A 24,320-nucleotide genomic window follows, 5' to 3' on the forward strand; every position below is an offset into this window, starting at 1 on the left:
CCGAGACCCCGTCGTCTCGGCGCGCGCAGGACGGGGTCTCGGCGGCGTTGGGGGGTCTCGGTGCAGGGTGCCGCGCTCGCTAGGCTGGACACCATGAAGATCGCCCGGTTCAGCCACGACGAAGCCATCATGTACGGGATCATCGACGAGCGCGAGCTCGTCGTCCTCGCGGGGGATCCGATGTTCACCGGGTACGAGACGACCGGCGCTCGTGTGCCCCTCGCCGACGCCGCGCTGCTGGCTCCGGTGATCCCGCGGTCGAAGGTCGTCTGCGTCGGGAAGAACTATCACGATCACGCCGCCGAGATGGGGGGAGTGGCCCCGGAGGAGCCGCTGCTGTTCCTGAAGCCGAACACGTCCGTGATCGGACCGGGTGATGCGATCGTGCGTCCCTCGCTCTCGGAGCGCACCGAGTACGAGGGTGAGCTCGTCGTGGTGATCGGGAAGATCGCGAAGAACGTGAAGGCCGAGAATGCGCTCGACTACGTGCTCGGCTACACGATCGGCAATGACGTGACCGCGCGGGACCTGCAGCGCAAGGACGGCCAGTGGTCGCGGGCCAAGGGATTCGATACCTTCTGCCCGCTGGGACCGGTGATCGAGACGGACTTCGATCCCGCCAACGCGACGATCGAGACGCGGGTGAACGGCGAGGTGCGCCAGCACGCTCCACTCACCGACATGATCCACTCGGTGCCGGCGATCATCGAGTACGCCTCCGCCGTCTTCACCCTGCTCCCCGGCGATGTGATCATGACGGGCACGCCGGCCGGGGTCGGCACGTTCGAGGCGGGTGACGTCGTCGAGGTCGAGATCTCCGGACTCGGCATCCTTCGCAACACCGCGCGCAACGCCGTTCCCGTGCCATGACGACCGTCGCCCTGACGGCGGCGCAGCAGACGGCGGTCCAGCGGCGAACCGTCCTGGTGCTGTCGCTCGGACAGGTCCTCGGCGGCATCGCATTCGGTGCGACGGTCTCCCTCGGCGCGCTCCTGGCCGCGGACATCTCGGGCAACGATGCGCTCTCCGGGCTGGCCACGGCTTCCGTGACGCTCGGAGCGGCCGCGTGCGCGATTCCGCTCGCCCGCCTCGCCGCGCGCGTCGGACGGCGTCGCGCGCTCACCCTCGGCAACCTCTTCGCGCTCGTCGGTATCGCGGTCGTCATCCTCGCCGCCTCCCTGCGCGTCTTCCCGCTGCTCCTCGTCGGGATCCTGCTGATCGGGGCGGGCAACGCGGGGAACCTGCAGTCGCGGTTCGCCGCCACCGATCTCGCCGCACCGCAGCATCGTGGTCGAGACCTGTCGATCGTTGTCTGGTCGACGACCATCGGCGGTGTCGCCGGCCCGCTGTTGCTCGGACCGGGCGAGATCGTCGGGCAGGCGGTCGGGATGCCTCCGCAGACGGGCTCCTATCTGTTCTCGTTCGTCGCGCAGTGCGCGGCGCTCGTGCTCTACATCGTCGCGCTGCGGCCCGATCCTCTGCTGGCCGCTCAGCGTCTCGCGAAGGCGTCTGCCGCCGTCACGGGAACCGTGGTCGCGGACCGGCCTCGGGTCGCGCGCTATGCGATCTTCGCGATCGCGGGGTCTCATGTGGTCATGGCATCGGTCATGGCGATGACCCCCGTCCACCTGTCCCACATGGCGCATGGCGCCGGTGGGATGGCGCCGAGCCCGGCGGATGTCTCCGCCCTGGTCGGTATCACGATCGCGCTCCATGTCGGCGGTATGTACGCGCTGTCGCCCGTCTTCGGGGTGCTCGCCGACCGCTGGGGCCGGCTCCAGGTCGTCCTCCTCGGTCAGGCGCTCCTCGCGGGGGCGCTGGCTTTCGCGGTCTTCACGGGCACCGAGGCCTGGGGCGTGATGGTCGCCCTCATCCTGCTCGGTCTCGGGTGGAGTGCCGCGACGGTGGCCGGTGCCGCGCTCCTCACCGAGGCGTCCGCGCCTGAGCTCCGCACGCGCAGGCAGGGCCGCAGCGACTCGTTGATGAGCCTGTCCGCTGCGGCGGGCTCGGTGCTCGCGGGAGTGGTGTTGGCGAACTTCCAGTACGCGGGGCTCGGGGTCGCCGCCTTCGTGCTGGTCATCGCGATCGTGGTGCTGGCTCCGCTGGCGCGTTCCGGAGCACGGTGAAGGACTGGTCCGGCGTCGGCGACGCCTACTCGGCTTCCTACGCTGCGCTCTGCGCGGGCACCTTCTCGGCGATGCGGGAGGTGCTGGGCGAAGGGAACGGTCGCAGTCTGGTCGACGTCGGGGCGGGGGACGGCACGCTCGCAGCGAGGTGGGCGGCCGACGGATGGACCGTGACGGCAGGTGAGCCGGAACCCACCAGCGGTGCCGTCGTGGCGACGGTCTGGACCCGCTCGCCTTCCTGGCTCTGGGCCGAGATCACCGAGCGTTCCGGGATCGCTCCGTTCGTCGGCGCACGACTCTCGGACGCGGAGGACTTCGAGCGGACGGCTGACGGATTCGGGCGGATGCTGCAGGAGGCGGGACTCCCGCACGTCGCGGTCACCGAGATCGACTGGATCTGGAACGCGGACCCGGATTCGCTCTGGCTCTCGGTCGACGGGGGAGTGGCCGGTGCGGGTGCTCTCCACGCCGGTCTCGACCAGGCCGAGCGGCAGCGCTTCCGAACCGCGTTCGACACCGTCGTGGAGGAGCGGAGCGTGCGCGGATCGCTGCTGCTGGAACATCGTGCGGCGATCGCGGTGAGCGCCGGTCGCTGAGCGCCGCGACCCGCCGACGGCGCCCAGCCCTGTCCCCGTAGAATCGAAGGGCTATGGCTACCCCTCATCCCCTCACCACGACTGTCAGTGGTGCCGACGTCCGCGTCCGCTTCTGCCCCTCGCCGACCGGTCTGCCGCATGTCGGCATGGTCCGCACGGCTCTCTACAACTGGGCCTACGCCCGTCACAACGGCGGGAAGATGGTGTTCCGCATCGAGGACACCGATGCCGCGCGTGACAGCGAGGAGAGCTTCCGCCAGCTGGTCGACGCGCTGACCTGGCTCAAGATCGACTGGGATGAGGGCGTCGAGGTCGGCGGTCCGCATGCGCCCTACCGGCAGTCGGAGCGTCACCACATCTATCGTGAGGTGATCGACAAGCTCATCGCCACGGGAGCCCTCTACGAGAGCTACTCCACGGCGGAGGAGATCGATGCGCGCAACGAGGCCGCCGGTCGCGCCAAGCAGCTCGGCTACGACAACTTCGACCGCGATCTCACCGATGCGCAGAAGGAGGCGTTCCGCGCCGAGGGCCGTCAGCCCGCTCTGCGCCTGCGTGTTCCGGATGAGGACCTCACGTACGTCGACCTGATCCGCGGCGAGGTCACCTTCCCGGCCGGTTCGTTCCCCGACTTCGTGGTGGTGCGTCCGAACGGCGTGCCGCTGTACACGTTCGTGAACCCGGTCGACGATGCGCTGATGGGCATCACCCACGTGCTGCGTGGCGAAGACCTCATGCCCTCGACCGCGCGCCAGCTCTCGCTGTACGCGGCACTGATCGATGCGGGTGTGACGACCTTCGTGCCGCGCTTCGCGCACATGCCGCTGGTGCTGGGGGAGACCGGCAACAAGAAGCTCTCCAAGCGCGACCCGCAGGCGGACCTGTTCCTGCACCGGGAGCGCGGGTTCATCCCCGAGGGGCTGCTCAACTATCTGGCTCTGCTCGGCTGGTCGATCGGTCCCGACCGCGACGTCTTCTCGCTCGATGAGTTCACCGCCGCGTTCGACATCACCGACGTGAACCCCAACCCGGCGCGCTTCGATCAGAAGAAGGCCGAGTCGATCAACGGCGATCACATCCGGATGCTGGGGGAGAAGGACTTCGCCGAGCGGACCGTGCCGTACCTCGCCGCCGCGGGTCTGTTCGATGAGCCCACGCATGAGCAGCTGGTGATGGCGTTCCGCGTCGCGCCCCTCGTGCAGGAGCGTGTGCAGCTGCTGGGTGAGGTGCCGGGGATGGTCGGCTTCCTCTTCACGGATGAGGTCTCGTATGCCGAGGACGCGCTCAAGGGCCTTCCGGCGAATGCGGCCGAGGTGCTCGACGCCTGCGTCACCGCGCTCGAACCGGTGACGGATTTCACGCCGGAGAAGATCCAAGAGGCCCTCGCCGCCGAGCTCGTCGAGAAGCTCGAGCTCAAGCCGCGCATCGCCTACGGCCCGCCGCGGGTGGCCATCACCGGCCGCCGGGTCTCGCCACCGCTGTTCGAGTCGATGGAGCTGCTGGGCAAGGAGGAGTCCCTGCGTCGCCTGCGGTCGCTCTCCACGTTCCTCGCGGGCTGAACCGCGACGCGCCCGGGCGGCGGCACAGGGCACCGGTTTTGGTGTTCCGCCGCCGCTCGGGTAGGCTTGATTCTCGGTGCGAGGCCCTGGTTTCGCCCTTGGGGTATGGTGTAATTGGCAACACGACGGTTTCTGGTTCCGTTATTCTTGGTTCGAGTCCAGGTACCCCAGCAAGATCAAAACCCCCGCTCAGACGGGGGTTTCTTCGTGTTCGGGTGATCGTGCGCAGCTGGCCGGTCGTCGCACGGCATCCTCCCGCGTCGCGTCCGAGGAAGACCGACGTCGCGACTAGTGTGAATGTGTGACAGGAACACGAGCGGAATCGGCATACTCCCGCGCTGTCACCGCCTTCCGCACTCCGACCCTCGATCTGCTCCACGGTCGGTACGCTCCCTTCGTCGTCGCCTCGCTCTCCCTCCTGTTCACGGCTGACCGGCCGTCGATCCCGATCGCGGATGCCCATGCCGAGCTCTCCGAGATCCTCGAGGAGCTGAGGGGCGCGGACGACGATGACGACGAGCGACGGACACCGGCGGGGACCGGACGCGATGTCTCGAGGAACTGGGTGCGCCTGGGCTGGCTGGTCCAGCAGATCGATGACGACGTCGAGGTGTATCGGCTCTCCGCGCATGCGGTGGAGGCGCTGGAGATCGCGGGCCGGACGGGCGGTGGACGCACACGCGTCTCGAACTCCCGCGTGCGTACGCTCCTCGAGGCCGTGGAGCACTTGGCGGACAGCGCGGAGGCCGATCCGGAGCGGCGACTCACGCGCCTTCGCGAGGAGCGGACGGCACTCGACGCGGAGATCGCCCGGATCGAGGAATCCGGCAAGGCGGATCCCCTCGATGATGAAGAGCTCTTCGAAGAGGCGGAGAACGTGCTGCATCTGGCTCGCGAGCTCCCGGCGGACTTCACGCGCGTCGCCGAGTCCCTGAAGCTCATGCAGCGCGATGTCGTCGCCCATCTGCGTCGCGACGAGCGTCCGACGGGCGAGGTCCTCCGTGAGTATCTGCAGCGCGCGCAGGACGTCATGAACTCCACCCCCGAAGGGCGCGCGTTCGCCGGGGCGCTGCGGTTGATCGGTGACCCGGAGCGCATCGACGCGCTGTCCGAGCAACTCCACGGCCTGCTCCGGCAGCCGTTCGCACGCAAGCTCGACAGCAACCAGCGCGCCGATCTCGATGCCATCGGACGCCGGGTCGAACTCGGCGTCGAGGAGGTCTTGGCCGCGCAGCGCCGCGCATCGCACGTCATCACCGGGCAGGTGAAGACGCACGATCCGCTGCGGGACCGTCAGATCGACGACCTGCTCCGCGATGTGATCGCCGCCCTCCACGTCTGGGACGGTACGGGCGCGAGCGCAGCGCCGGTGCGCAGCCTCCCGCTCGTCGACCTCGGACACCTCCGCCAAACGGTGAGCAGTATCCGCCCTCCCGCCGCCCCCGCTCCCCTCACGGACGCCGACGACGTCGAGTTCCTCGACGTCGACAGTCGCGCCTGGGGAGGCCCGAGATACACCGAACTCGAAGAACACGTCTCCGCTCTCGGCGAGGAGTTCGACCTCGCCGCGGCGTTCACGACAGCCGCAGACGACACGCGCCGCCCCGTCGACCTTCTCGGTCTGCTCGAGATCGCACACCGCAACGGCATGACCGAGAGCGACGAGGTGTCGGTGGTCGAAGCCCTGCGTCCGGACGGCTCGACACGACGTTTCGCGTTCGGTGCCGTCACGGCGCGCAACCCGAAGGAAGATGCACATGCCTGAACAGAGCCTCGCGACCGAGGCACCGCTCGATGAGCCGTTCATCGCGCCGGTTCCGATGGAAGACGACATCGAGGAGCACTTCGCCGGTGATCGGGGAACGCTCGATCCGGAGATCCGACGTGTTCTGGTGCACATCCTTCAGCGCCGGTTCATCGCTGCGGAGCGCAACCGTCGGGAGTGGACCCTGCTGCTGGACCATCAGCAGGTGATCGAGTCGCGCTTGAACGATCTGTACCTCCGCCTGGTCATCGACCACGGCCGGGGGTTCGCGTACAAGCAGCAACTCCGCTCCGACGAGATCGACATGCCCGTTCTCCTCAAGGATGCGCCGTACACACGTGCGGAGACCCTGGTGCTCGTGCACCTGCGCACCGTCTATCAGCGGGAGTCCGCTGCCGGTGAGGCCTCCGTCCGCATCGACATCGAAGATCTCGAGCAGACGGTGCTGAGCTACTTCACGGATGTCGACGGAGGGACCGCCCGACAGCAGAAGGCGATTCGCAACGCGATGGACCGCCTCGACCGTGAGGGGATCATCCAGGAGGAGACAAGTGGTCGCTATCGGATCACGGCGCTCGTCGAAGTGGTGCTGAGCGCGGAGACGCTCAAGGAGCTCCGGGATTGGCTGCGGTCGCAGGAAGTGGTGCAACGATGACGATGGTCGACACGCTGTTCGGACTCATTCCCTCGGGGTCCCGAGGACAGCAGTGGGTGGCGGAGGAGCTGCAGCTGATCAACTGGGGCGGCTATGACGGCGGCCCTCACCGCGTGCGTTTCTCCCCGGATGCGACCCTGCTCTGCGGCGGTTCGGGGTCGGGGAAGTCCACGCTGATGGATGCGTACATCGCGCTCATGATGCCGCACACGACACCGTTCAACGGCGCGTCCAACGGTGGCGTGACCGGGCGCCCCCGGGGCGAGGAGCAGCGGAACATCCTCTCCTACGGGCGGGGGAAGATCGACGAGTCCCGAACCGAGGACGGCACCAAACTGCGCGTGCTGCGTGGTGACGGTGAGGACACCTGGAGCGCGATCGCCACGACGTGGCTGGATCACGACGGGTCACGGTTCACCGCGGTGCGTGCATGGTACATCCCGGCGGACGCGCGCACTCTGGAAGACACCACCCGGGTGCGGGCGACGGTCGGCGGCGCCTTCGACCTGGGACTGTTGGAGCAGGCAGCCGCGCAGCGCCTGTCCGATGCGGCGGTGCGTGGGACCGGGCTGGAGACGCTCGCCACCGACCGTGAGTTCTCGGCGCGGCTGCAGGCCGTGCTCGGGATCGGTGCCGCGGGCTCCGGCTCGAAGGCCATCAGCCTGCTGGCGCGCATCCAGGCAGGACAGCAGATCACGACGGTCGACGATCTCTACAAGAAGCTCGTCCTGGAAGAGCCCGAGACCATGGCCACCGCAGACGCCGTCGTCGCGCACTTCGACGAGCTCGAGAGCACGCGCACCCGGATGCTGACCGCCAAGCAGCAGGTGAGCGCTCTCGAACCGATCCGGGCGATCAAGGAGCGGATCGCCGTGGCTGCTGAGCGCGTCAGGGTGATCGACGAGGTCGGGGTCTTCACGGATCCGTCCTCGCTCGCCGCTCTGTGGAATGCGCAGCGACGTCTGGATCTGCTCCGCGAGGTGGAGGTCGAACTGGGCGACCGTGCGCGTGCCCTGAGCCTCGCCGTCCGCGAGAAGCGTGCGCTCGTCGACGCGGCCGACCTCGAGCGCGAAGGACTCCTCGATGTCCTCCGTCAGTCCGGCGGCGATCGCCTCGAGACCGCACAGCGCGAGCTCCGTGTCGCGGAACGCCGGCTCGAGGACGTCCGCCGGGAACGGGCGAAGTTCGACGCCATCGTCCGCGAGTTCGGCGCAGAGGTCGAGACCGCGGCGCAGTTCGACGCGTTCGTCTCCCAGGCTCGCGGTGCGTCGGCGAAGTCCGACAACCGCGGGGCACGGGCTGCGTTCGCCGACGCGGAGACGACTCGGAGAGCCGCGGAGACGGAGATGCGCGGTGTCCGGGAGGAACGCGAGCGGACGAGCCGCGTGCGGGGCAGCATCCCGGCGCGTCTCGACGAGTCGCGGGCGCTGCTCGCCGAGGCGGTGGGGCTCTCCCCGTCGGAGCTCCCCTTCGTGGCCGAGCTCATCGAGCTGCGCACCGAGTTCGAGCCCTGGCGTGAGGCCTTCAACCTCGCTCTCGGCGGTTTCGCCCGGACGCTGCTGATCGATGCCGAGCACCTGGCGACGTTCCGCTCGGCCATCAACACGGTCCGCACTCCTGAGCGCCTGAACTACGAAGGCGTGCACGTCGGACTGCCCGAGATGCGCCCGGCTGACCCGAAGTCGCTTCCCGCCCGGCTCGACTACCTGCCATCGCCCTTCACCGGCTGGTTGCAGCAGAGACTGCAGGAGCGTTACGGGTACGTCTGCGTGGATTCTTCTTCGCAGCTGAGCGAACACCAGAGGGCGCTCACCATCAGCGGTCAGGTATCTCAGGGAAGCCGCGGCGGTCACGGCGGTCAGGGCCGTGCCAATGTGCTCGGCTTCACCAACGAACGCCGGTTGCGGGAACTCGACGAGCAACTCCGCCGACTTGCCGAGCGATACGAGGACGCCGCCGCGGCGGCGCAGGAGGCCGAGGCCGCGCTCGACCGGATCGAGACGACCTCCACCGCGCTCGCGAAGATCGAGGACCTCACCTGGGAGCAGATCGATGTCGTCGCCGTGGAAGCGGAGAAGGAGCGCTGGCTCGCGGTCGAAGCCGAGGTGACGACGGCCAGCCCCGAGATCGCGCAGCTGAAGAGCCAGGCCGAGGAGTTGAGGGCCCGTGCGGGTCGCCTCCGCGACGACGAGGCGCGGCTGGGCAATGAGCTCGCCCAGACGCAGGAGCGGTGGGGGCAGGTGACCGATGACGTCGACACCTGCCAGACCGTGATCGATGCGGCAGCGTCGTCGGGGACCGTCTTGGAGGAGGGGCACGCGGCCTTCCTCGACGGGCGATTCCTGCATGCGGAGACCGGGGACACACCGACGGCGGCTCAGAGACTGTCGCATCTCGACACAGCGCTCCGGACCGCCGCGCAGCGCCTCCTCGAGGAGCGCCGCGAAGCCGCCGACGCTCACGAGCAGCAGCGGGAGAGCATGCGTCGACTCATGACCGGGTTCCTCGAACGCTGGGACAGTCTGACGATCCTCCCCGATCCGGATGCCTCGGTCGGCGAGTTCGAGAGCATCCTCGAAGCGCTCCAGACCAACGGGCTGCATGAGCTCGAGACCGAGTGGCGCGACAGTCTCCTCAAGCTGTCCGGAAACGATCTGACGAGCCTCGACTCGACGCTCAGCCGCTCCCTCCGAGAGATCAAGGATCGGATCGATCCCATCAACAGGATCATGGAGGAGCTCCCGTTCTACGACGATGACCATCGGCTGCAGATCACCCCGCGGGAGAATCAGACGGAGGCGCGCAAGCGGTTCCGCAGGGAGCTCCGTGAGGTCCGCGGACTCATCGATGCGGCGTCGACGGATGCGGAGCGTGAGACCGTCTACCGCAAGATGAGCCGGCTGATCGCACGCATGCGTCGCACGGCCCCCGATTTCGCGGAGCTGATCGACGTGAGGAACCATGTGCGGGTGAGTGCGGAAAGGGTGGACGCCGCCACGCGTTCGCATGTCGCGCTCTACGACCACATCGGCGAGAAGTCCGGAGGGGAGTCGCAGGAGCTCGTCGCGTTCATCGTCGGCGCCGCTCTTCGGTACCAGCTCGGAGACGCGGGCGCGGCTCGACCGCGCTACGCCCCGGTCTTCATGGACGAGGCTCTGATCAAGGCGGATGCGCATTTCACGAAGCGCGCGATCGGTGCGTGGAGAGGTCTCGGCTTCCAGCTGGTGATCGGCGCCCCGAACGACAAATACAGCGCGATCGAGCCTCACGTCGATGTCGAGTACGACATCCTCAAGGACACGCACGGGCGGTCGTGGGCGAAGGCGAAGGTGGGCCTGCCGGAGGACACCGAGAATCGGAACGCTTAGGCTCCAGACATGGCTTTGGAACCCCTCTTCCTCCGTCTCGATCGGATCGCGGGTGGCCGCCACGCCGGCGTCGCCATCAGCGAGGCCGACCGCACCCACCCCCGGACGGTGCGCGCCTTCGCGTGGATCCTCTGGTTGCTCGTCGTGGAGCTCGTGATCGGTGTCGGGGCGGTCGTCGTGGCGCTGGTGCTCGCGGTCGACGGAGAGCCCGTTTCGTTCGCGGTGTGGATGCGGACGCTCGTGGTCCTCGCGATGACCGTCACGCTGTTCTACTTCGCGTGGCGGGCCCGGCGCGGGTGGCGCTGGGCGTATCAGCGCCTGCGCCTGTTCGCGCAGATCTTCCCGATCATCACGCTCGTGATGGCCGCCATCCCCGGCCTGTATCCGCTGTGGATGGTCTCCGAGCAGATCATCTTCAGCCTCATCATGATCGGTATCGCCGACTTCCTGACGAGCGACCACATGCGTCGTGCGTTCGCCGCACCTCCCTCCGACGACGAATAGCACGCACAGGGCCGCGACGCCACTCCCTATCGCCGGCCGTGACGAGGCGGCATCCTCGTCCGAGGCGAGAGGGTCGAGGAGGGAGAGCGGATGGCGAGACTGAACCGCGTGGTTCCGGGGGAGGACCCCGGGTTCCGCAGGCGGCGATCCGGATCGGGGTTCCGGTATGCGGGTCCCCGGGGAGAGACCGCCCCGGAAGCTGATCGGCAACGCATCGATGACCTGGTGATTCCGCCGGCCTGGCGCGACGTCTGGATCGCTGCGGATCCGTTGGCGCACATCCAAGCGGTCGGGGTCGACGAGGCGGGCCGCAAACAGTACCTCTACCACCCGCTGTGGCGCGTCAGCCGCGACCGCAAGAAGTTCGTCCGCGCTCTCGAACTCGCCGCTGCGCTTCCCGGTGCCAGAGCACGCGTGACACGGGCTCTCCGCGAGGACGGACAGACGAAGGAGCGCGCGCTGGCGATCGCCTTCCGCCTGCTCGACGATGCGGCACTCCGGATCGGCTCGGAGCGGTACCTGGTGCGTCACGGCAGCCGTGGTCTCACGACCCTGCGGCGTCGTGACGTGCGCGTGTCCGGGAGCGAAGTCGCGTTGTCGTTCCCCGCCAAGAGCGGGCGCACCGCATCGATAGAGATCACCGATGAGGCGCTCGCGGACGCCCTGACGGATTTCGCCGCGGGGAAGTCCGGAGCCTTCCTGCTGGCCTATCGGCGCGGCCGCCGCCGTGTGCGCATCAGCCCGGCCGAAGTGAACGCGTATCTGCGCGAGGTCACCGGCTCCTCCTTCTCGGCGAAGGACTTCCGGACTCTGCACGGCACGATCATCGCCGCCGACGCCCTGGCCCGGATCGGCGAACTCGATCGTCGCAGCGAGCGCAAGCAGGCCGAGCGGCTCGCAGTGCAGGCCGCGGCGACCGCACTCGGCAACACCACCGCCGTCGCACGCGGCAGCTACATCGATCCGAGGGTGTTCACGCAGTATGCGCGGGGGCGCACCCTCGACCTCTCCGTGTCGCCCGAGACGGCCATCCGCCGACTGCTGGGCGGACCGGCGACGTCGCGGAAGAGGACGCGGCGATCCGGATGACAGGATGGATACATGGATACAGCCAACCTCACCCGCGAGGAGACCGCAGCGCGATCCGCAGCGGTCACCGTGCACCGCGTTCGCGTCGAGCTCGACCTGACCGGCGCCCCCGAGCGGGCTCGCACCGGGTTCCCGACGGTGACGACGCTCGAATTCGACGCGTCCACCGAGGCGACCTGGCTCGACTTCATCGGTGAGGCCGTCACCCGCGTCGTCCTGAACGGTGTCGAGCAGGAGGTCGTGTACGACGGCGCACGGATCTCCCTCGTCGGGCTGGGCCCGTCCAACGTCGTCCGGGTCGAAGCGGTCGGCGCCTACAGTCGTTCGGGAGAAGGACTGCACCGTTTCCACGATCCCGCCGACGACGAGACGTACCTGTACACGCAATACGAGCCCGCCGACTCGCGCCGGGTCATGGCGTGCTTCGAGCAGCCGGATATGAAGGCGTCCTACACCTTCGTGGTCGACGCGCCGTCCGGGTGGGAGGTGCTCTCGAACCAGTCGCCGACGCACACGGACCTCGGCGTCGGCGTGCAGCGCGTCGAGTTCGCCCCGACTCTCCCGATCTCGAGCTACATCACCTCGGTCGCCGCCGGCCCCTATACCCGGGTGGACGGCGAGTGGCAGCGCGGCGAGGAACAGGTCGCCCTCGGAGTCTTCGCCCGCCGCTCCCTGGCCCCGTATCTGGAATCCGAGGAGATCCTCGAGGTGACCCGGCAGGGACTGGACTTCTTCGCTGATGCGTTCGCTTATCCGTATCCCTGGGGCAAGTACGACCAGATCTTCGTCCCCGAGTACAACCTCGGCGCGATGGAGAACCCGGGGCTCGTGACCTTCACCGAGGCGTATCTGTCTCGAGGGGCGGCCACCGAGGCACAGCGAGCCGCGCGTGCCAACACGATCCTCCACGAGATGGCCCACATGTGGTTCGGCGACCTCGTGACCATGACCTGGTGGGATGATCTGTGGCTCAAGGAGTCCTTCGCCGACTACATGGGCTCGCATGCGTCCGCCGTGGCGACACGTTTCCAGGACGCGTGGGTCAAGTTCGCTGCGAGTCGCAAGGCCTGGGCATACCAGCAGGATCAGTTGCCGACGACGCACCCGATCGTGGCGGACATCACCGATCTCGAAGCCGCGAAGCTCAACTTCGACGGCATCACCTACGCCAAGGGTGCCGCGGTGCTGAAGCAGCTCGTCGCGTTCGTCGGAGACGAAGCGTTCTTCGAGGGTGCCCGTCGCTACTTCGCGGCGAACGCCTTCGGCAACACGACCCTCGACGACTTCCTCGTGCAGCTCAGTGCCGTCTCCGGACGTGACATGAGCGACTGGTCGGCGTCGTGGCTGCAGACCTCCGGGCTGTCGACGATCCGGGTGGAGACCGACGGCGAGGGGCGCCGCTTCCTCGTGCAGACGGATCCGCGTCCGCACCGGCTCCGCATCGGCCTCTACGGACGCGAGGACGGCCGCATCGTCCGGAAGGAGCAGCAAGAGCTCGATCTGCTCGCTGAACGCACCGAGGTGGAGCTCGCTGACGCCGATCTGGTGCTGCTCAACGACGACGATCTCACCTATGCGAAGGCGCGACTGGACGAGGCCTCGCTGCGCACCGTCGAGGAGTCCCTCTCGTCGATCGAAGACCCGCTGGCCCGCGCCCTGGTGTGGTCGTCGCTGTGGAACGCCACCCGCGACGGCGAGCTCAGCGCGACGCGCTACCTCGCGATCGTGCGCACGCATGCTCCGGCGGAGTCGAACAGCGGACTCCTGTCCAGCGTCCTCGCCAATGCGGTCCACACGATCCGGCACTTCGTCGCACCCGCCCGGCGCGACGACGAGCAGCGCACCTGGACCGACTCCGTGTGGAATGCGCTCCAGGCCGCGGACTCCGGGAGCGATGCGCAGCTCTCCTGGGCGCGGGCTCTGGCGACGGCCTCCGCGTTCGACGATGTGCACAGCGAACGGGTGCGCGCCCTGCTCGACGGGGAAGTTCTCGAGGGTCTCGTCGTCGATCCCGACCTGCGCTGGCAGCTCCTCACGGCGCTCGTCGCGACGGGGCATGCCGACCTCGCGGACATCGCGGCAGAGGAGGAACGCGACGACACGGGGAGTGGGCGCACGGCGGCGCGGCGCGCACGTGCCTCGCGCCCGGAAACCGCCGTGCGACGCGGCGCGTGGGAGTCGGCCTGGAACGACGAATCGCTCAGCAACGACCACTTGGATGCCGAGATCGACGGCTTCCGCGCCGGGGGACGCCGAGACCTCATCGCGAGCTTCGATGAGGAGTACTTCCGCCGTATCGGTACGGCGTGGAGCGGACGCAGCATCGAGATCGCTCGAAGGCTGGTCCTCAGGTTCTTCCCTGCGAGCGACAGCCTCGGCCCCGTCGACGCCTGGCTTGCGGACAACGAGGCCGCGCCGGCCGCACTTCGTCGCCTGGTCGTCGAGCAGCGGGATCACCTGCAACGCGACCTCCGGGTACGCGCCGCACAGGACGCGTCCGCCGAGGGCTAAGCCGGGGCGACCTGCATGCCCATGACCGTACGTACGATCCACGGGTGGGCGCGGTCGTCGTCGATGTGCGTCATGCCGAGGTTCTCGGCGACCCCGCGCGACGCGGTGTTGGCGGGGTGGATGATCGCCGTCAGCAGGGTGGGGGCGAGTTCGCGGGCGACGAGTTCGACGCATGCCCGCGCGGCTTCCGTCGCGTAGCCCCGGCGCTGACTCGCGCGACGGACGTGATAGCCGACCTCCAGCACCGGAGCCCCGTTCGCGGACTGCCAGGTCAGACCGCAGTCCCCGATGAACTCACCGTCGTGCGTCTCGATCACCCAGAGCCCGTGCCCGTGTTCCCGGTAGCGCTCCTGCATCCGCGCGATCCATTCGGCGCTCTCCGCGCGCGTCTTCACGGCCGGATAGAAGGCCATGACCTCCGGATCGCCGAGCATCTCGGCGATCTGATCGAGGTCGTCCTCCCTCATCTCGCGGAAGCGCAGGCGGGCGGTCGGCGAGGGGAGGAGGCGGCGTGCTGCGCCGGTCACAGGTCGAGGGTGTCGCCGGGCTCCAGCACGAAGAACTCGCCGCCGCCCTGCTCGGTGGCCCATTGCAGGCGCTGCCGGTGCATGTTCTTGCCGATGACCGACAGCGTCATGTCGTGGGTGCCGAAGGCACGGCGTGGCGCGACGGCGAGCACGTAGTCCATCGCTTCGCCGATCTTCAACCAGGGCGCTCCGAGCGGCGCGGCGAGAGTGCCCACCGAGATGCCTTCGGGGACGGCGTAGGAGTCGCCGGGGTAGTAGAGCTCGTCGTTGACGAGGACGCCGACGTTTTCCACGGTGGGGAGAGATGAGTGGATGACCTCGTGCGTGCCGCCGAAGAAACGCAGAGTGAAACCGCCGACCTCGACGGTGTCACCGGGGGAGACCACGGTGATGTCGTAGCCCTCTGCCGCGCGCGCGACGCCGGCGGGCGCGAAGATCGGGGTGCCGGGCGCCGTGCGCAGCAGACGGTCGAAGTGCTCAGGGGTCCAGTGGTCGGGATGCTCGTGCGTGATCACGATCCCGACGAGATCGCTGAGATCGTTCACGGGTGCCGTGAAGGACCCCGGATCGATCAGGAGGGTCCTGTCGTTCGCATCGAGACGGAGAGCAGCATGTTCGAACTTGGTGACGCGCATGAGATGAGTCAACTCCTTCGTCTGCTCCACGGCAAACGGATTCCGCGCGCCACGCCCGGGGGTCACGAGGAGGCGGCCTCGATTTTGCGGACGGAGAAACGCCGTGGCATACTTGAACGGTTGTCGCGCGACGGAAACGTTTCGCCAGACGGCCCCATCGTATAGCGGCCTAGTACGCTGCCCTCTCACGGCGGTAACGCGGGTTCGAATCCCGCTGGGGTCACACAACACGAGAATGCCTCCGGTTCGCCGGAGGCTTTCTTGCTTTTCAGAGGCCGTTATTCCGCCGGGCCCGAGCGAAGCGCCATCGTGCGGAAGGTCCTGTTGCTCAACGGCAGGATCATCAGCGCCATCATCGCGCCGCCGAACAGGGTGAAGGGCACCCACAGGCTCGTGAGTGAGGCGAGCGCGCCGAAGCCCGCCATCGCCAACGGCATCAGGCAGTCGTCTCCCAACCGGGTCAGCGACCCCATCCGGCCGAGATAGGCGGTGTCGACGGTGGCTGAGAAGGTCGCGCTCAGCAAGACCGAGGCGTATCCGGCTGTCGCTCCGATCACGAAGGCGGCCGTCGCCACGGTCCACGCCGGCCCGAACCCGAGCGCGACGATCCCTGCCCCTTGGACCACCAGGGCCCAGAAGCCACCGCGCGCTTCGTGGCGGGGTCGCCACTTCGCGACCGAGACGGCCCCGATCGCCGCGCCCAGACCGAGGAGGGCTTCGAAGAGGCCGACCGCCTGCGCGCCCCAGCCCTCGGCGTGTGCGCGCAACGCGAGGCCGATCCCGACAGCGGGTCCCACGGCGAGGTTCAGACCCGACAGCGCGATCACGAGGGTGCGCGTGGTCGGATTCGCGGAGAGGTGCGCGAATCCTCGCGCGATGCCGCGCAGCGCCGACTCCTTCTCGGCCCGGGCGAGTCGGAACCGCGGTCGCAACCAGATCGCGATGAAGGCGGCGACGAGCGCGAACGTCAGCGCATTCAGCGAAGCGCTGCCGACGAGGCCCGCGTGCGCCACGATGATCCCGCCGATCGCCGCGCCACCCATGGTGCCGAGTCGTGACGCGGTCTGCGCGGCCGCCCCATATGACGGTAGATCCGTCGGTCGGACCAGCTGTCGCGCGATGGTGCCCGCCGACGGCTCGTAGAACGCGTCGCACACCCCGAACGCGATCGCGGCGAACAGCAGGATCGCCACGGAAGGGGGCGTTGTGAGGACCCACACGGCCACGGTGACGAGCACGCCCACGCGGAGGATGGTGAAGAAGAGCATGATCCGCCGCGCATCGGCACGGTCGGCGATCACGCCGCCGAACAGCAGGATCGCAGCCCGGGGGATGGTCCCGGCTGCGACGATCAGGCCGGCGACGGCCGGCGACGCGATCTGCACGGCTGTCCAGGCGAGTGCGATCGTCCAGAGTGCATCCCCCGCGTCGGAGAGGGCCTTGACGCCGATCCATGCGTGCACGCGGTGATCGCGTCGGAACTCCGGGGGAGTGAGGAGCACCGTCGGCTCGCTGAGGGTGGCCATCACGGCACCGTCGGGAAGGCGTGGGCGAACACGAAGATGGGCGTGCGCGACTGGTCGTCCGCGAGATCGATGCCGTCCTGCCACTCGCGGATCGTCGCCAGGAGTCGAGCGGAAAGATCTCGCAACTCATCGGGAGAAGCCCAGGTCGTGGTCTCGGTGTTGGAGCCGTCATACCCGACGTAGGCAGGATCGTGTCGGTGCCTGTGCCACTGCTGGAGTCGCTCGATCTGCATCCGGATGCCCTGGCGTTGCGCCTCTCGGGCGAGAAGGGCGTCGGAGGGGGAGTCCGCGTAGTCGTCGGTCGACCAGGTCAGCCCTCTCCGTGCGACAGCCCACCAGCTGGTGCGCTTGTCACCGTCCGGGTCGGGAACGCGCTCGACGACCCCCGCTCGCTCGAGCATGCGCAGGTGGTGGCTGATGCTGCCGACCTGGCTCTCGAGTGCGCGGGCAAGCGTCGTCACCTGAGACGTCCCGTACAGGAGGAGGTAGTCGTAGATGCGGCGGCGCAACGGATGGTGCACGGCGGTGATCACGGAGATGTCTTCCACGGGAGAAGACGCTAATCCCGCCCGTGCAGACGCACAAGCCTTCTTGTATACCCCGGAAAATCAGGCTTCTTCGGCGTCCTTACGGTCTCCGGTTGTCGCGTGCGAGGCGCGACGGGCCCGGCGTGACCGGCGGACCAGCCACACGATCAGGATGACGACTCCGGCGATCGCCAGCCACGGGAGGATGAATCCGACCGCGACCACGAGCGCGTTCAGCGAGACCACGAGGCCGTTCCATCCGGCGAGGAGGCCGTCGCTGAATCCGGCGGGGTCAGCAGTGGTGGGAGAGTTCTCCCGGGTCAGCTGCACCTGCAGGGATGACATCGCCACCTGGTCCTGCAGTGCCTCGAGCTGCTGCTCGTATGACTCGAGCTGCGCTTGCCGGTCGGTCAGCGCGACTTCCGCCTCGATCAACTCCGAGACGCTGCCCGACTGCGACATCAACTCGGTGAGACGATCGACCGATGCTCTGGTCGAGTCGATCCGCGCCTGCAGATCGATGGAGATCGAGGTCACATCCTGCTTCGACGTCGACGAGGAGAGGACGTCCCCGACGTCGCCGAGCGCGGCGATCACCTCCGGCAGGTCATCGGACGGCACCCGGATGCTGATCCACCCGTACGCGGAGTCGGCCGGCGCCGGCTCGGAGGTGCCGTCCATCGCGGCCGCCTTGCCGATCTCCGTGCTCTCCACGTATCCGCCGTGGTCGGCGGCGAGTGCGGCGATGGTCGTCGCGGCTTCGGGGATACTCGGCACCTGAACCGTGGCCTGTGCGGTGGCGATGATCTCCCGATCGTTGTCGACAGCGCCATCGACGGCACCTTCGACGGCACCGCCCGCATCAGTGGTCCCTTCGGCGAGCATCTCCGGAACACTCTCGGCCATGCGGTCGGGCGAGGAGGAGGAAGCGTCGGTGGCGGCATCCCCGGACATGCTCCACCCGCCCGCGGTGACCGTAGTGGAGCCGCCGACCGCGCCGAGGATCGGGGGAGTCACGAGCACGCCGATGACGAAGGCTGCGGCGATGCCGCCGCCTGTCAGCCAGCGGCGTCGTCGCGTGCGTGCGCGGGCCGAAGCCAGGTTCACCGGCGCACGCTCGGCGGCGATCTCGGCGAACACGGACTCCTCGATGCGGGCGATGGTCTCGTCCGACACGACCGGCAGCTCGCCGTGGGGGTTCTGATCGTTCATGCGTCTCTCGCTTCCTGGACGGTACCGCGCAGTCGGGTGCGCACTCGGGAGAGACGGTTTCGGACGACGGCGTGGGTGATGCCCAACTCTTCGGCGGCCGCGTGGTAGGCGTAGCCCTCGGACGCGCAGAGTCGGAAGATCTCCCGGTCGAGCTCGTTCAGGGTGCCCACCTCGGCGGCGATCCGTGCGGCGAGCTCAGCGGTGATGACCTGCTCCTCCACGCTGATCGTGTCCGGCAACAGCGTCGCGTCCACGGCTTCGGCGGTGTGTGCCTGATCCCGTCGCTGCTGGCGGAGCCGGTTCGCGGCCTGGAACCGGCAGATCGTCGCCAACCACGGCAGGATCGATTCGCCCTGGAGGTCGAGGGCGGGGAGCTTCCGCCAGGCGACGACGAACGTCTCCTGCGTGACATCCTCTGCATCGGCGGCCGATGCGAGTATCCCTCGGGCGATCCAGTAGACCGGCCGGACATGCGCGCGGTACAGCTCGCGGAAGGCGCTCTCGTCGCCTGCCGCGGCCTGGGCCGCCCATTTCTGATCACTCGTCTGCACGGGCATCCTGATTCCGTTCGGTGTCTCTCACCCGGGAAGTGTCGACGGAGTCCTCATCGTCTCAGATCCTGTTCCGTCGATGTCCGCCGCGTGGGCGATTCCCCACGCTCCCAGCACTCCGGTAGCATTGCCCGAGCGAGAGGGAGTATCCCGGATCCGCGCGTAACGTCATCACGAGCACCGTCATCGTTGCTCCGGGCGCGCGACGCACCACTGTGCGGGGGAGAGACTTTCGAGTCATTCCCGACCCTTCGCGAAAGGTGCAGTGCGCCGTTGGAAATCCCTGTCTGGTTCGAGATCACGTCGATGGTCGTCCTCACGATCATCCTGATCGCCGATCTGCTCCTCATCCGGCTGCGGCCGCACATCCCTTCCACGAAGGAGTCCACCCTCTGGGTGGTGTTCTACGTCGGCCTCGCGCTCCTCTTCGCCGTGCTCCTCGGCAACGTCGGCGGCTGGCAGAATGCGGGTGACTTCATCACCGGCTGGGCACTGGAATACAGCCTGTCGATCGACAACCTGTTCGTGTTCGTGCTGATCATGGCTCAGTTCGCGGTGCCGCGACGTCTCCAGCAGCAGGTGCTGATGGTCGGCATCATCATCGCCCTCATCCTGCGTGGCCTGTTCATCCTCGCGGGCGTCGCGATCGTCGAGAACTTCTCGCCGATCTTCTACGTCTTCGGGGCGTTCCTCATCTGGACGGCGATCCGCCAGGCCATGCCGGACGGAGACCACGAGGGTGAGGTGCAGCGCGAGAATTTCGTCGTCCGTCTGCTGCGGCGTCGGATCGACATCAGCGAGACGTACGACGGGTCCAAGATCCGCACCACGGTGGACGGCAAGCGCATGTGGACCCCGATGGTCATCGTCTTCATCACCATCGGAGTGACGGACCTGATCTTCGCGATCGACTCCATCCCCGCGATCTTCGAGATCACGACCAACGGATTCCTCGTCTTCGCCGCCAACATCTTCGCGCTCATGGGTCTTCGTCAGCTCTACTTCCTGCTCGGCGACCTGCTCGACCGTCTCCGCTACCTGCACTACGGCATCGCCGTCATCCTGGGCTTCATCGGTGTCAAGCTGATCCTCCACGCCCTGCACGTCAACGAGCTGCCGTTCATCAACGGCGGCGAGCACGTCGAATGGGTGCCCGACATCAGCAACATGGTCTCGCTCGGGGTGATCCTGGCGTCGATGACCATCGCGACGGTCGCGAGCTTGATCGCCTCCTCGCGGGAGAAGCGAGCGGCGAGGGTCGCGACGCCGGCGGAGTGAGCTCCCTCAGCGTCAGCGACGTCTCACTCGTCTGACCACAGAAGCTCGGCCTCGAGCGTGAGGTCGATGATCTGACGGAGCAGCGCCCCGACCGTGGCGGACTGCAAGAGGGCATATCTGTCGTACTCGCCGAGAGGTGCGATCGCCGCGAGCTGCCATGCCGCGGCGATCGGATCGTCCGAGAGCTCCGTGCCGGAATCCCACGGGGCCTCGGGCGTGCGTGCGAGGGTGCGCCGCACGATGGCCTCGGCCTCCGTGCGCACCGGGGTGAGCTGGTCGTTCCAGTCGAGCTCCGGCAGCGGCGTGACCTCGGCTCGGGGATACGGCTCGTCAGCCAGCCACTCGTCGACCGAGAATCGCTCGGTGCCGACGGCGACGGCGACCAGCGCGTCAGCGCCGGTGGAGATGCTGACCAGCCGCGCGGTCGTCCCGATGCGACGGCGCTGGTCGCCCCCACCGACCTCCTGGCCGCGTTCGATGAGAACGACACCGAATCGCGGGTCGTCCTCGTCCAGAAGCCGCCCGATCAAGGTGAGATAGCGCGGCTCGAACACGCGGAGCGGAAGCGGGGTGTACGGGAACAGCACCGAGCCGAGCGGGAACATCGGGAGGGCGGTCATGGCACCAGTCAACACCGAGAGACGTACAGTGAACAGATGCGCAGACCTCGCCCCGAAATCCCCGCCGCCGGTCAGGAGTCCGTCTGGGACTACCCGAGGCCGCCGCGCGTCGAGCCCGTCGGCGAGCGCATCACCGTCCGCCTTGCGGGGAACCTGATCGCTGACACCCGCGATGCCGTGCGTGTGCTGGAGACGAGTCACCCTCCGGTGTATTACCTTCCGATGGCCGACTTCGTCCCCGGCGCACTGGTCGAGGCCTCGGGCTCGTCCTTCTGCGAGTTCAAGGGGGCCGCCCGCTACTTCGACGTGCGCAGCGGAGACACCCTGCGCCAGGGGGCGGCCTGGAACTACCCGCATCCTTCTCCGGGCTTCGAGATGCTGGCCGATCGGGTCGCCGTCTACGCCGCACCGATGGACGAGTGCACGGTCGGCGGCGAAGTCGTGGTACCGCAACCCGGCGGGTTCTACGGCGGGTGGGTCACCTCGTCCGTCGTCGGTCCCTTCAAAGGCGGGCCGGGCTCGCTCGGCTGGTGACGGTCGCCTGACGGCCGGTCAGAACGCGTGCAGGTTCGCCTGCAGGCCCCCGTGCGCGTACTCCCGGCGGAGGATGCCGCGACGGCGCAGGATCGGCACGAGCTCGTCGAGCGTGCGATGCAGCGTGACCGGATGGAAGTCTCCCCACAGCAGCACGCCGTCGTTGCCCCATTCGCCGAGCTCTTCGATCAGGTCGGCGAACTCGTCCGCGGTTCCGACGAAGCCCGTCCGATCGCTGATCCGTCCGGTCCGGGCGAGCGCCGTCAGGTGCGCGCGCAATGGGGCGTCCTCTCCACGGTCGCCGATCAGACGCTGAATGCTGCCGCGCGAGACGTGGGAGCCGAAGAGCGAGGGAGGCAGGGGTTCGTCGAGATCGAGGGAGGTCAGATCGGTCTCGAGATCGCTGGACTGCTTGCGGGCGATCTGCAGGAGTGCTCCGTCGTCGGGGTGCGCGGAGGCCGCCACGACGCGATCCGCCTCTTCGCGCGACGGCGTGATCACGGGCTGGATGGCGAACAGGACCTTGACGTCCTCGGGGCGTCGCCCTTCGGCGACGGCAGCCGCGTGCACCCGGGAGCGGTAGTCGCGCACCGACTTCTCGTTCAGCGGTGCGAGGGCGAGTTGCACATCGGAGTTCGCGCCCGCGAACCCGAGCCCGCGACCGGAACCTCCGGGGGAGACGATCGCAGGGTCGCCGTCGGTGAAGGGGAGGGCGTTGAGCGGGCCGTCGAAGGCGAAGTGCTCCCCACGGTGTTCGACAGCGCGTAGTCGTGAGCCGTCGGCGAACACGTCGGTCGCGCGATCGGCGATGAGGGCGCCGTCCTCCCAGCTGTGCCACAGGGCACGGATCCCGGCGAGCCATTCCTCGGCGCGGTCGTACGCCTCGTCGTGGCCGAGCTGCGGGGCGTCGGAGAAGTGACGCGCGCTGCCGGTGTCGGTGACCACGTTGAGTCCCAGCCGATGTCCGCTCGCGTGCTGCAGGGTCGCGAACTGGCGCGCCGCTGTATAGGGGAGGTACGCCGCAGGGTTCACGGTCGGCACCACACCGAGATGCCTCGTCGCCTGGAAGAGGTAGGGGGCCAACAGCAGCGGATCGTGCTTCGGCCCGCCGAACGCGTGGCGCACGCGCAGGTCGATCGTCGAGGGCGAACCCAGCGACGGCGCGTCCTCGATGATGACCAGGTCGAACCCCGCCTGCTCGAGTGTCCGTGCCGCCTCCTGATAGACCTCGGGACGCGTCCAGTCGTAATCCCAGTCGAGGGACGGGTACCCCCAGCCCTGCGGCCCGAAGCCGCGGGCGAGGAACCAGCCGAAGTGCTGAAGGCGGCTCATGCCACCGTCTCCCGCGCGCCCTCGAGCACCTGTGCCAGATCGGAGAGGAGGTCGTCGACGTCCTCGATGCCCACTGAGAGTCGGAGCGTGCCCGGACGCACGCCGAGCCCCTCGCGCTCCTGCTCGGTGCGCTGAGCATGGCTCGTCGTCCCGGGGTGCAGGACCAGGGATCGCACATCGCCGAGGTGCGTCATGTGCGTGAACACCTGCACCTGCTCGACGAATCGTCGTGCTGCCGGGAGGCCGCCCCGCAGCGTGAACGTGAAGACCGAGCCGAATCCGCCTTCCAGGTACCGGTTCGCGGTCGCGTGGTCAGGGTGCGACGGCAGGCCGACGTAGTCGACGTTCTCCACCTCCGGATGCTCTTCGAGCCAGCGGGCGATCTGCAGGGCGCTGCGGGATTGCCGCTCCACGCGCAGTCCGAGTGTTTCCACGCCCTGGCCGATCAGGAACGCATTGAACGGGGAGGGCGAGGCGCCGAATCGCGGAGCCACCGACTCCCGGACATAGGCGATGCGAGCACGGCCTCCGTGGCGCGCGAAGACGCTGGGCGCGTCGCCACGGCCCGGGAGCACGAGATGGGGCGTGTTGTGGCCTGCGCCTTCGGCGTCGAAGCGTCCGTCGTCGACGATCACGCCACCCAGCACGGAACCATGCCCGGCGAGGAACTTCGACGCCGAGTGGACCACGATCGCGGCGCCGTGTTCCAGAGGGCGCAGAATCGCCGGTGTCGCGAGGGTGTTGTCGACGATCAGCGGGATCGCGAACTCTTCCCCGACGGTGCTGACGGCGCGGATGTCGAGCACGTCGTTGCGGGCGTTCGCGATCGATTCGGCGAACAGCGCGCGGGTGTTCGGGCGGATCGCGCTCCGCCAGGCGTCCGGGTCGGCGATGTCGTCGATGAACGTCGTCTCGATGTCGAGCCGCGCGAGGTTGTCGAGGAGCAGGCCCCGGGTGCCCTCGTAGATGTGCGTGGACGACACGATGTGGTCGCCGGCGGCCGCGACGGTGAGCAGGGCTGTGGCGACCGCCGCCTGGCCGCTGGCGACGAGCACGGCGTCCGCGCCCGACTCCAGGGCGGCGAGCTGGCGTTCCACGGCGCGGACGGTCGGGTTCCCGGTGCGGGTGTAGCCGAAGCCCGCTCCGGTGCGGAAGTGGTCGGCCGCGTGATCGAAGTCGTCGAACTCGAAGCCCGCCGTCAGGTAGATCGGTGTCGCGCGCGATGCGGCGGTGTCCCGGTCGCGCGCCGCATGGACCGCGCGGGTGGCGAAGCGGGGGTGTGCGACGGTCATGCGGTGCCTCTCGGTCGTTCGGTGCTCAACAGAGTGTCATGGCGGATCGCAGCACGGCCGAGCGGTGGTAATCTGACGTCATGCGGACCGTGCTCCTTCTTCTTATGGGCCGC

General features: G+C 68.3%; 21 protein-coding genes and 2 tRNA genes. 14 read left to right on the forward strand and 9 right to left on the reverse strand.

Annotation, left to right across the window (positions count from 1 at the left end; translation table 11 throughout):
- Positions 1-93 precede the first annotated feature (93 nt).
- The 11 genes from L978_RS14040 (at position 94) to pepN (ending at position 14,173) form a co-directional block, all read left to right on the forward strand.
- Entirely contained in the window at positions 94-870 is a 777-nt protein-coding gene (locus L978_RS14040; protein WP_047523926.1) for a fumarylacetoacetate hydrolase family protein, read from the forward strand.
- A complete protein-coding gene (locus L978_RS14045; RefSeq protein ID WP_052193772.1) occupies positions 867-2,126 on the forward strand; it encodes an MFS transporter in 1,260 nt (419 codons plus the stop codon). Before L978_RS14040 ends, L978_RS14045 begins: the two co-directional genes overlap by 4 nt.
- The gene (locus L978_RS14050) at positions 2,123-2,722 is read left to right on the forward strand and encodes a hypothetical protein (protein WP_047523927.1); all 600 of its coding nucleotides are present in this window, start codon (positions 2,123-2,125) and stop codon (positions 2,720-2,722) included. Before L978_RS14045 ends, L978_RS14050 begins: the two co-directional genes overlap by 4 nt.
- A 53-nt stretch (positions 2,723-2,775) precedes the next feature.
- Positions 2,776-4,281 (forward strand): glutamate--tRNA ligase, encoded by a 1,506-nt coding sequence (gltX, locus tag L978_RS14055; RefSeq protein WP_047523928.1) that lies wholly within the window; start codon positions 2,776-2,778, stop codon positions 4,279-4,281.
- Positions 4,282-4,380: 99 nt separating this feature from the next.
- Positions 4,381-4,452 (forward strand) — tRNA-Gln (locus tag L978_RS14060).
- A 130-nt stretch (positions 4,453-4,582) separates the two neighbouring features.
- Positions 4,583-6,046 carry a DUF3375 domain-containing protein gene (locus tag L978_RS14065; protein ID WP_047523929.1) on the forward strand — a complete coding sequence of 488 codons (1,464 nt, stop codon included), beginning with the start codon at positions 4,583-4,585 and terminating at the stop codon, positions 6,044-6,046.
- Positions 6,039-6,701: a DUF4194 domain-containing protein gene (locus L978_RS14070; protein WP_047523930.1), complete on the forward strand. Its 663-nt coding sequence runs from the start codon at positions 6,039-6,041 to the stop codon at positions 6,699-6,701. The genes L978_RS14065 and L978_RS14070 overlap by 8 nt, the downstream gene beginning before the upstream one ends.
- The gene (locus tag L978_RS14075) at positions 6,698-10,069 is read left to right on the forward strand and encodes an ATP-binding protein (protein WP_047523931.1); all 3,372 of its coding nucleotides are present in this window, start codon (positions 6,698-6,700) and stop codon (positions 10,067-10,069) included. Before L978_RS14070 ends, L978_RS14075 begins: the two co-directional genes overlap by 4 nt.
- 9 nt (positions 10,070-10,078) lie before the next feature.
- On the forward strand, positions 10,079-10,573 hold the full coding sequence (locus tag L978_RS14080) for a hypothetical protein (protein ID WP_047523932.1): 495 nt from the start codon (positions 10,079-10,081) through the stop codon (positions 10,571-10,573).
- 90 nt (positions 10,574-10,663) lie between these two features.
- Positions 10,664-11,662, forward strand: a complete 999-nt coding sequence (locus L978_RS14085; RefSeq protein ID WP_047523933.1) for a DNA topoisomerase IB — start codon at positions 10,664-10,666, stop codon at positions 11,660-11,662.
- 12 nt (positions 11,663-11,674) lie between these two features.
- The gene (gene pepN, locus L978_RS14090) at positions 11,675-14,173 is read left to right on the forward strand and encodes an aminopeptidase N (protein ID WP_047523934.1); all 2,499 of its coding nucleotides are present in this window, start codon (positions 11,675-11,677) and stop codon (positions 14,171-14,173) included.
- On the opposite strand, the gene L978_RS14095 is transcribed toward pepN, so the two are convergent.
- Together L978_RS14095 and L978_RS14100 are read right to left on the reverse strand one after the other, a co-directional pair.
- A complete protein-coding gene (locus tag L978_RS14095; RefSeq protein WP_047523935.1) occupies positions 14,170-14,700 on the reverse strand; it encodes a GNAT family N-acetyltransferase in 531 nt (176 codons plus the stop codon). The two genes, pepN and L978_RS14095, sit on opposite strands and share 4 nt — an antisense overlap.
- The gene (locus L978_RS14100; RefSeq protein WP_047523962.1) at positions 14,697-15,335 is read right to left on the reverse strand and encodes an MBL fold metallo-hydrolase; all 639 of its coding nucleotides are present in this window, start codon (positions 15,333-15,335) and stop codon (positions 14,697-14,699) included. Before L978_RS14100 ends, L978_RS14095 begins: the two co-directional genes overlap by 4 nt.
- A 150-nt stretch (positions 15,336-15,485) precedes the next feature.
- Here L978_RS14100 and L978_RS14105 point away from each other — a divergent pair.
- Positions 15,486-15,558, forward strand: a tRNA-Glu gene (locus L978_RS14105).
- Between the two features lie 55 nt (positions 15,559-15,613).
- Here L978_RS14105 and L978_RS14110 read toward each other — a convergent pair.
- From L978_RS14110 to L978_RS14125, 4 genes are read right to left on the reverse strand one after another with little or no spacing between them, the layout of a single operon-like run.
- A complete protein-coding gene (locus L978_RS14110; protein WP_047523936.1) occupies positions 15,614-16,861 on the reverse strand; it encodes an MFS transporter in 1,248 nt (415 codons plus the stop codon).
- The gene (locus L978_RS14115) at positions 16,861-17,409 is read right to left on the reverse strand and encodes a winged helix-turn-helix domain-containing protein (RefSeq protein ID WP_047523937.1); all 549 of its coding nucleotides are present in this window, start codon (positions 17,407-17,409) and stop codon (positions 16,861-16,863) included. Before L978_RS14115 ends, L978_RS14110 begins: the two co-directional genes overlap by 1 nt.
- A gap of 60 nt (positions 17,410-17,469) precedes the next feature.
- Complete coding sequence (locus L978_RS14120) at positions 17,470-18,600, reverse strand: DUF4349 domain-containing protein (RefSeq protein WP_047523938.1); 1,131 nt, start codon at positions 18,598-18,600, stop codon at positions 17,470-17,472.
- Positions 18,597-19,157, reverse strand: coding sequence for an RNA polymerase sigma factor (locus tag L978_RS14125; protein ID WP_047523939.1), 561 nt, complete (start codon positions 19,155-19,157; stop codon positions 18,597-18,599). The genes L978_RS14120 and L978_RS14125 overlap by 4 nt, the downstream gene beginning before the upstream one ends.
- 267 nt (positions 19,158-19,424) lie before the next feature.
- Between L978_RS14125 and L978_RS14130 the strand changes: the two genes are divergently transcribed.
- Positions 19,425-20,429, forward strand: coding sequence for a TerC/Alx family metal homeostasis membrane protein (locus L978_RS14130; RefSeq protein ID WP_047523940.1), 1,005 nt, complete (start codon positions 19,425-19,427; stop codon positions 20,427-20,429).
- Between the two features lie 23 nt (positions 20,430-20,452).
- Here L978_RS14130 and L978_RS14135 read toward each other — a convergent pair whose 3' ends face one another.
- The gene (locus L978_RS14135; RefSeq protein ID WP_047523941.1) at positions 20,453-21,049 is read right to left on the reverse strand and encodes an LON peptidase substrate-binding domain-containing protein; all 597 of its coding nucleotides are present in this window, start codon (positions 21,047-21,049) and stop codon (positions 20,453-20,455) included.
- A 36-nt stretch (positions 21,050-21,085) separates the two neighbouring features.
- Here L978_RS14135 and L978_RS14140 point away from each other — a divergent pair, with 36 nt between their 5' ends.
- A complete protein-coding gene (locus tag L978_RS14140; RefSeq protein WP_047523942.1) occupies positions 21,086-21,583 on the forward strand; it encodes a DUF427 domain-containing protein in 498 nt (165 codons plus the stop codon).
- Positions 21,584-21,601: 18 nt separating this feature from the next.
- Here the strand turns inward: L978_RS14140 and L978_RS14145 are convergent, their stop codons facing one another.
- Both L978_RS14145 and L978_RS14150 read right to left on the reverse strand, forming a co-directional pair.
- On the reverse strand, positions 21,602-22,915 hold the full coding sequence (locus L978_RS14145) for an LLM class flavin-dependent oxidoreductase (protein ID WP_047523943.1): 1,314 nt from the start codon (positions 22,913-22,915) through the stop codon (positions 21,602-21,604).
- Entirely contained in the window at positions 22,912-24,207 is a 1,296-nt protein-coding gene (locus L978_RS14150) for an O-acetylhomoserine aminocarboxypropyltransferase/cysteine synthase family protein (protein ID WP_047523944.1), read from the reverse strand. Before L978_RS14150 ends, L978_RS14145 begins: the two co-directional genes overlap by 4 nt.
- Positions 24,208-24,320: the final 113 nt, after the last annotated feature.

The organism is Microbacterium sp. ZOR0019 (assembly GCF_000800925.1).
In the GTDB taxonomy this organism is placed as follows: domain Bacteria; phylum Actinomycetota; class Actinomycetes; order Actinomycetales; family Microbacteriaceae; genus Microbacterium; species Microbacterium aurugineum.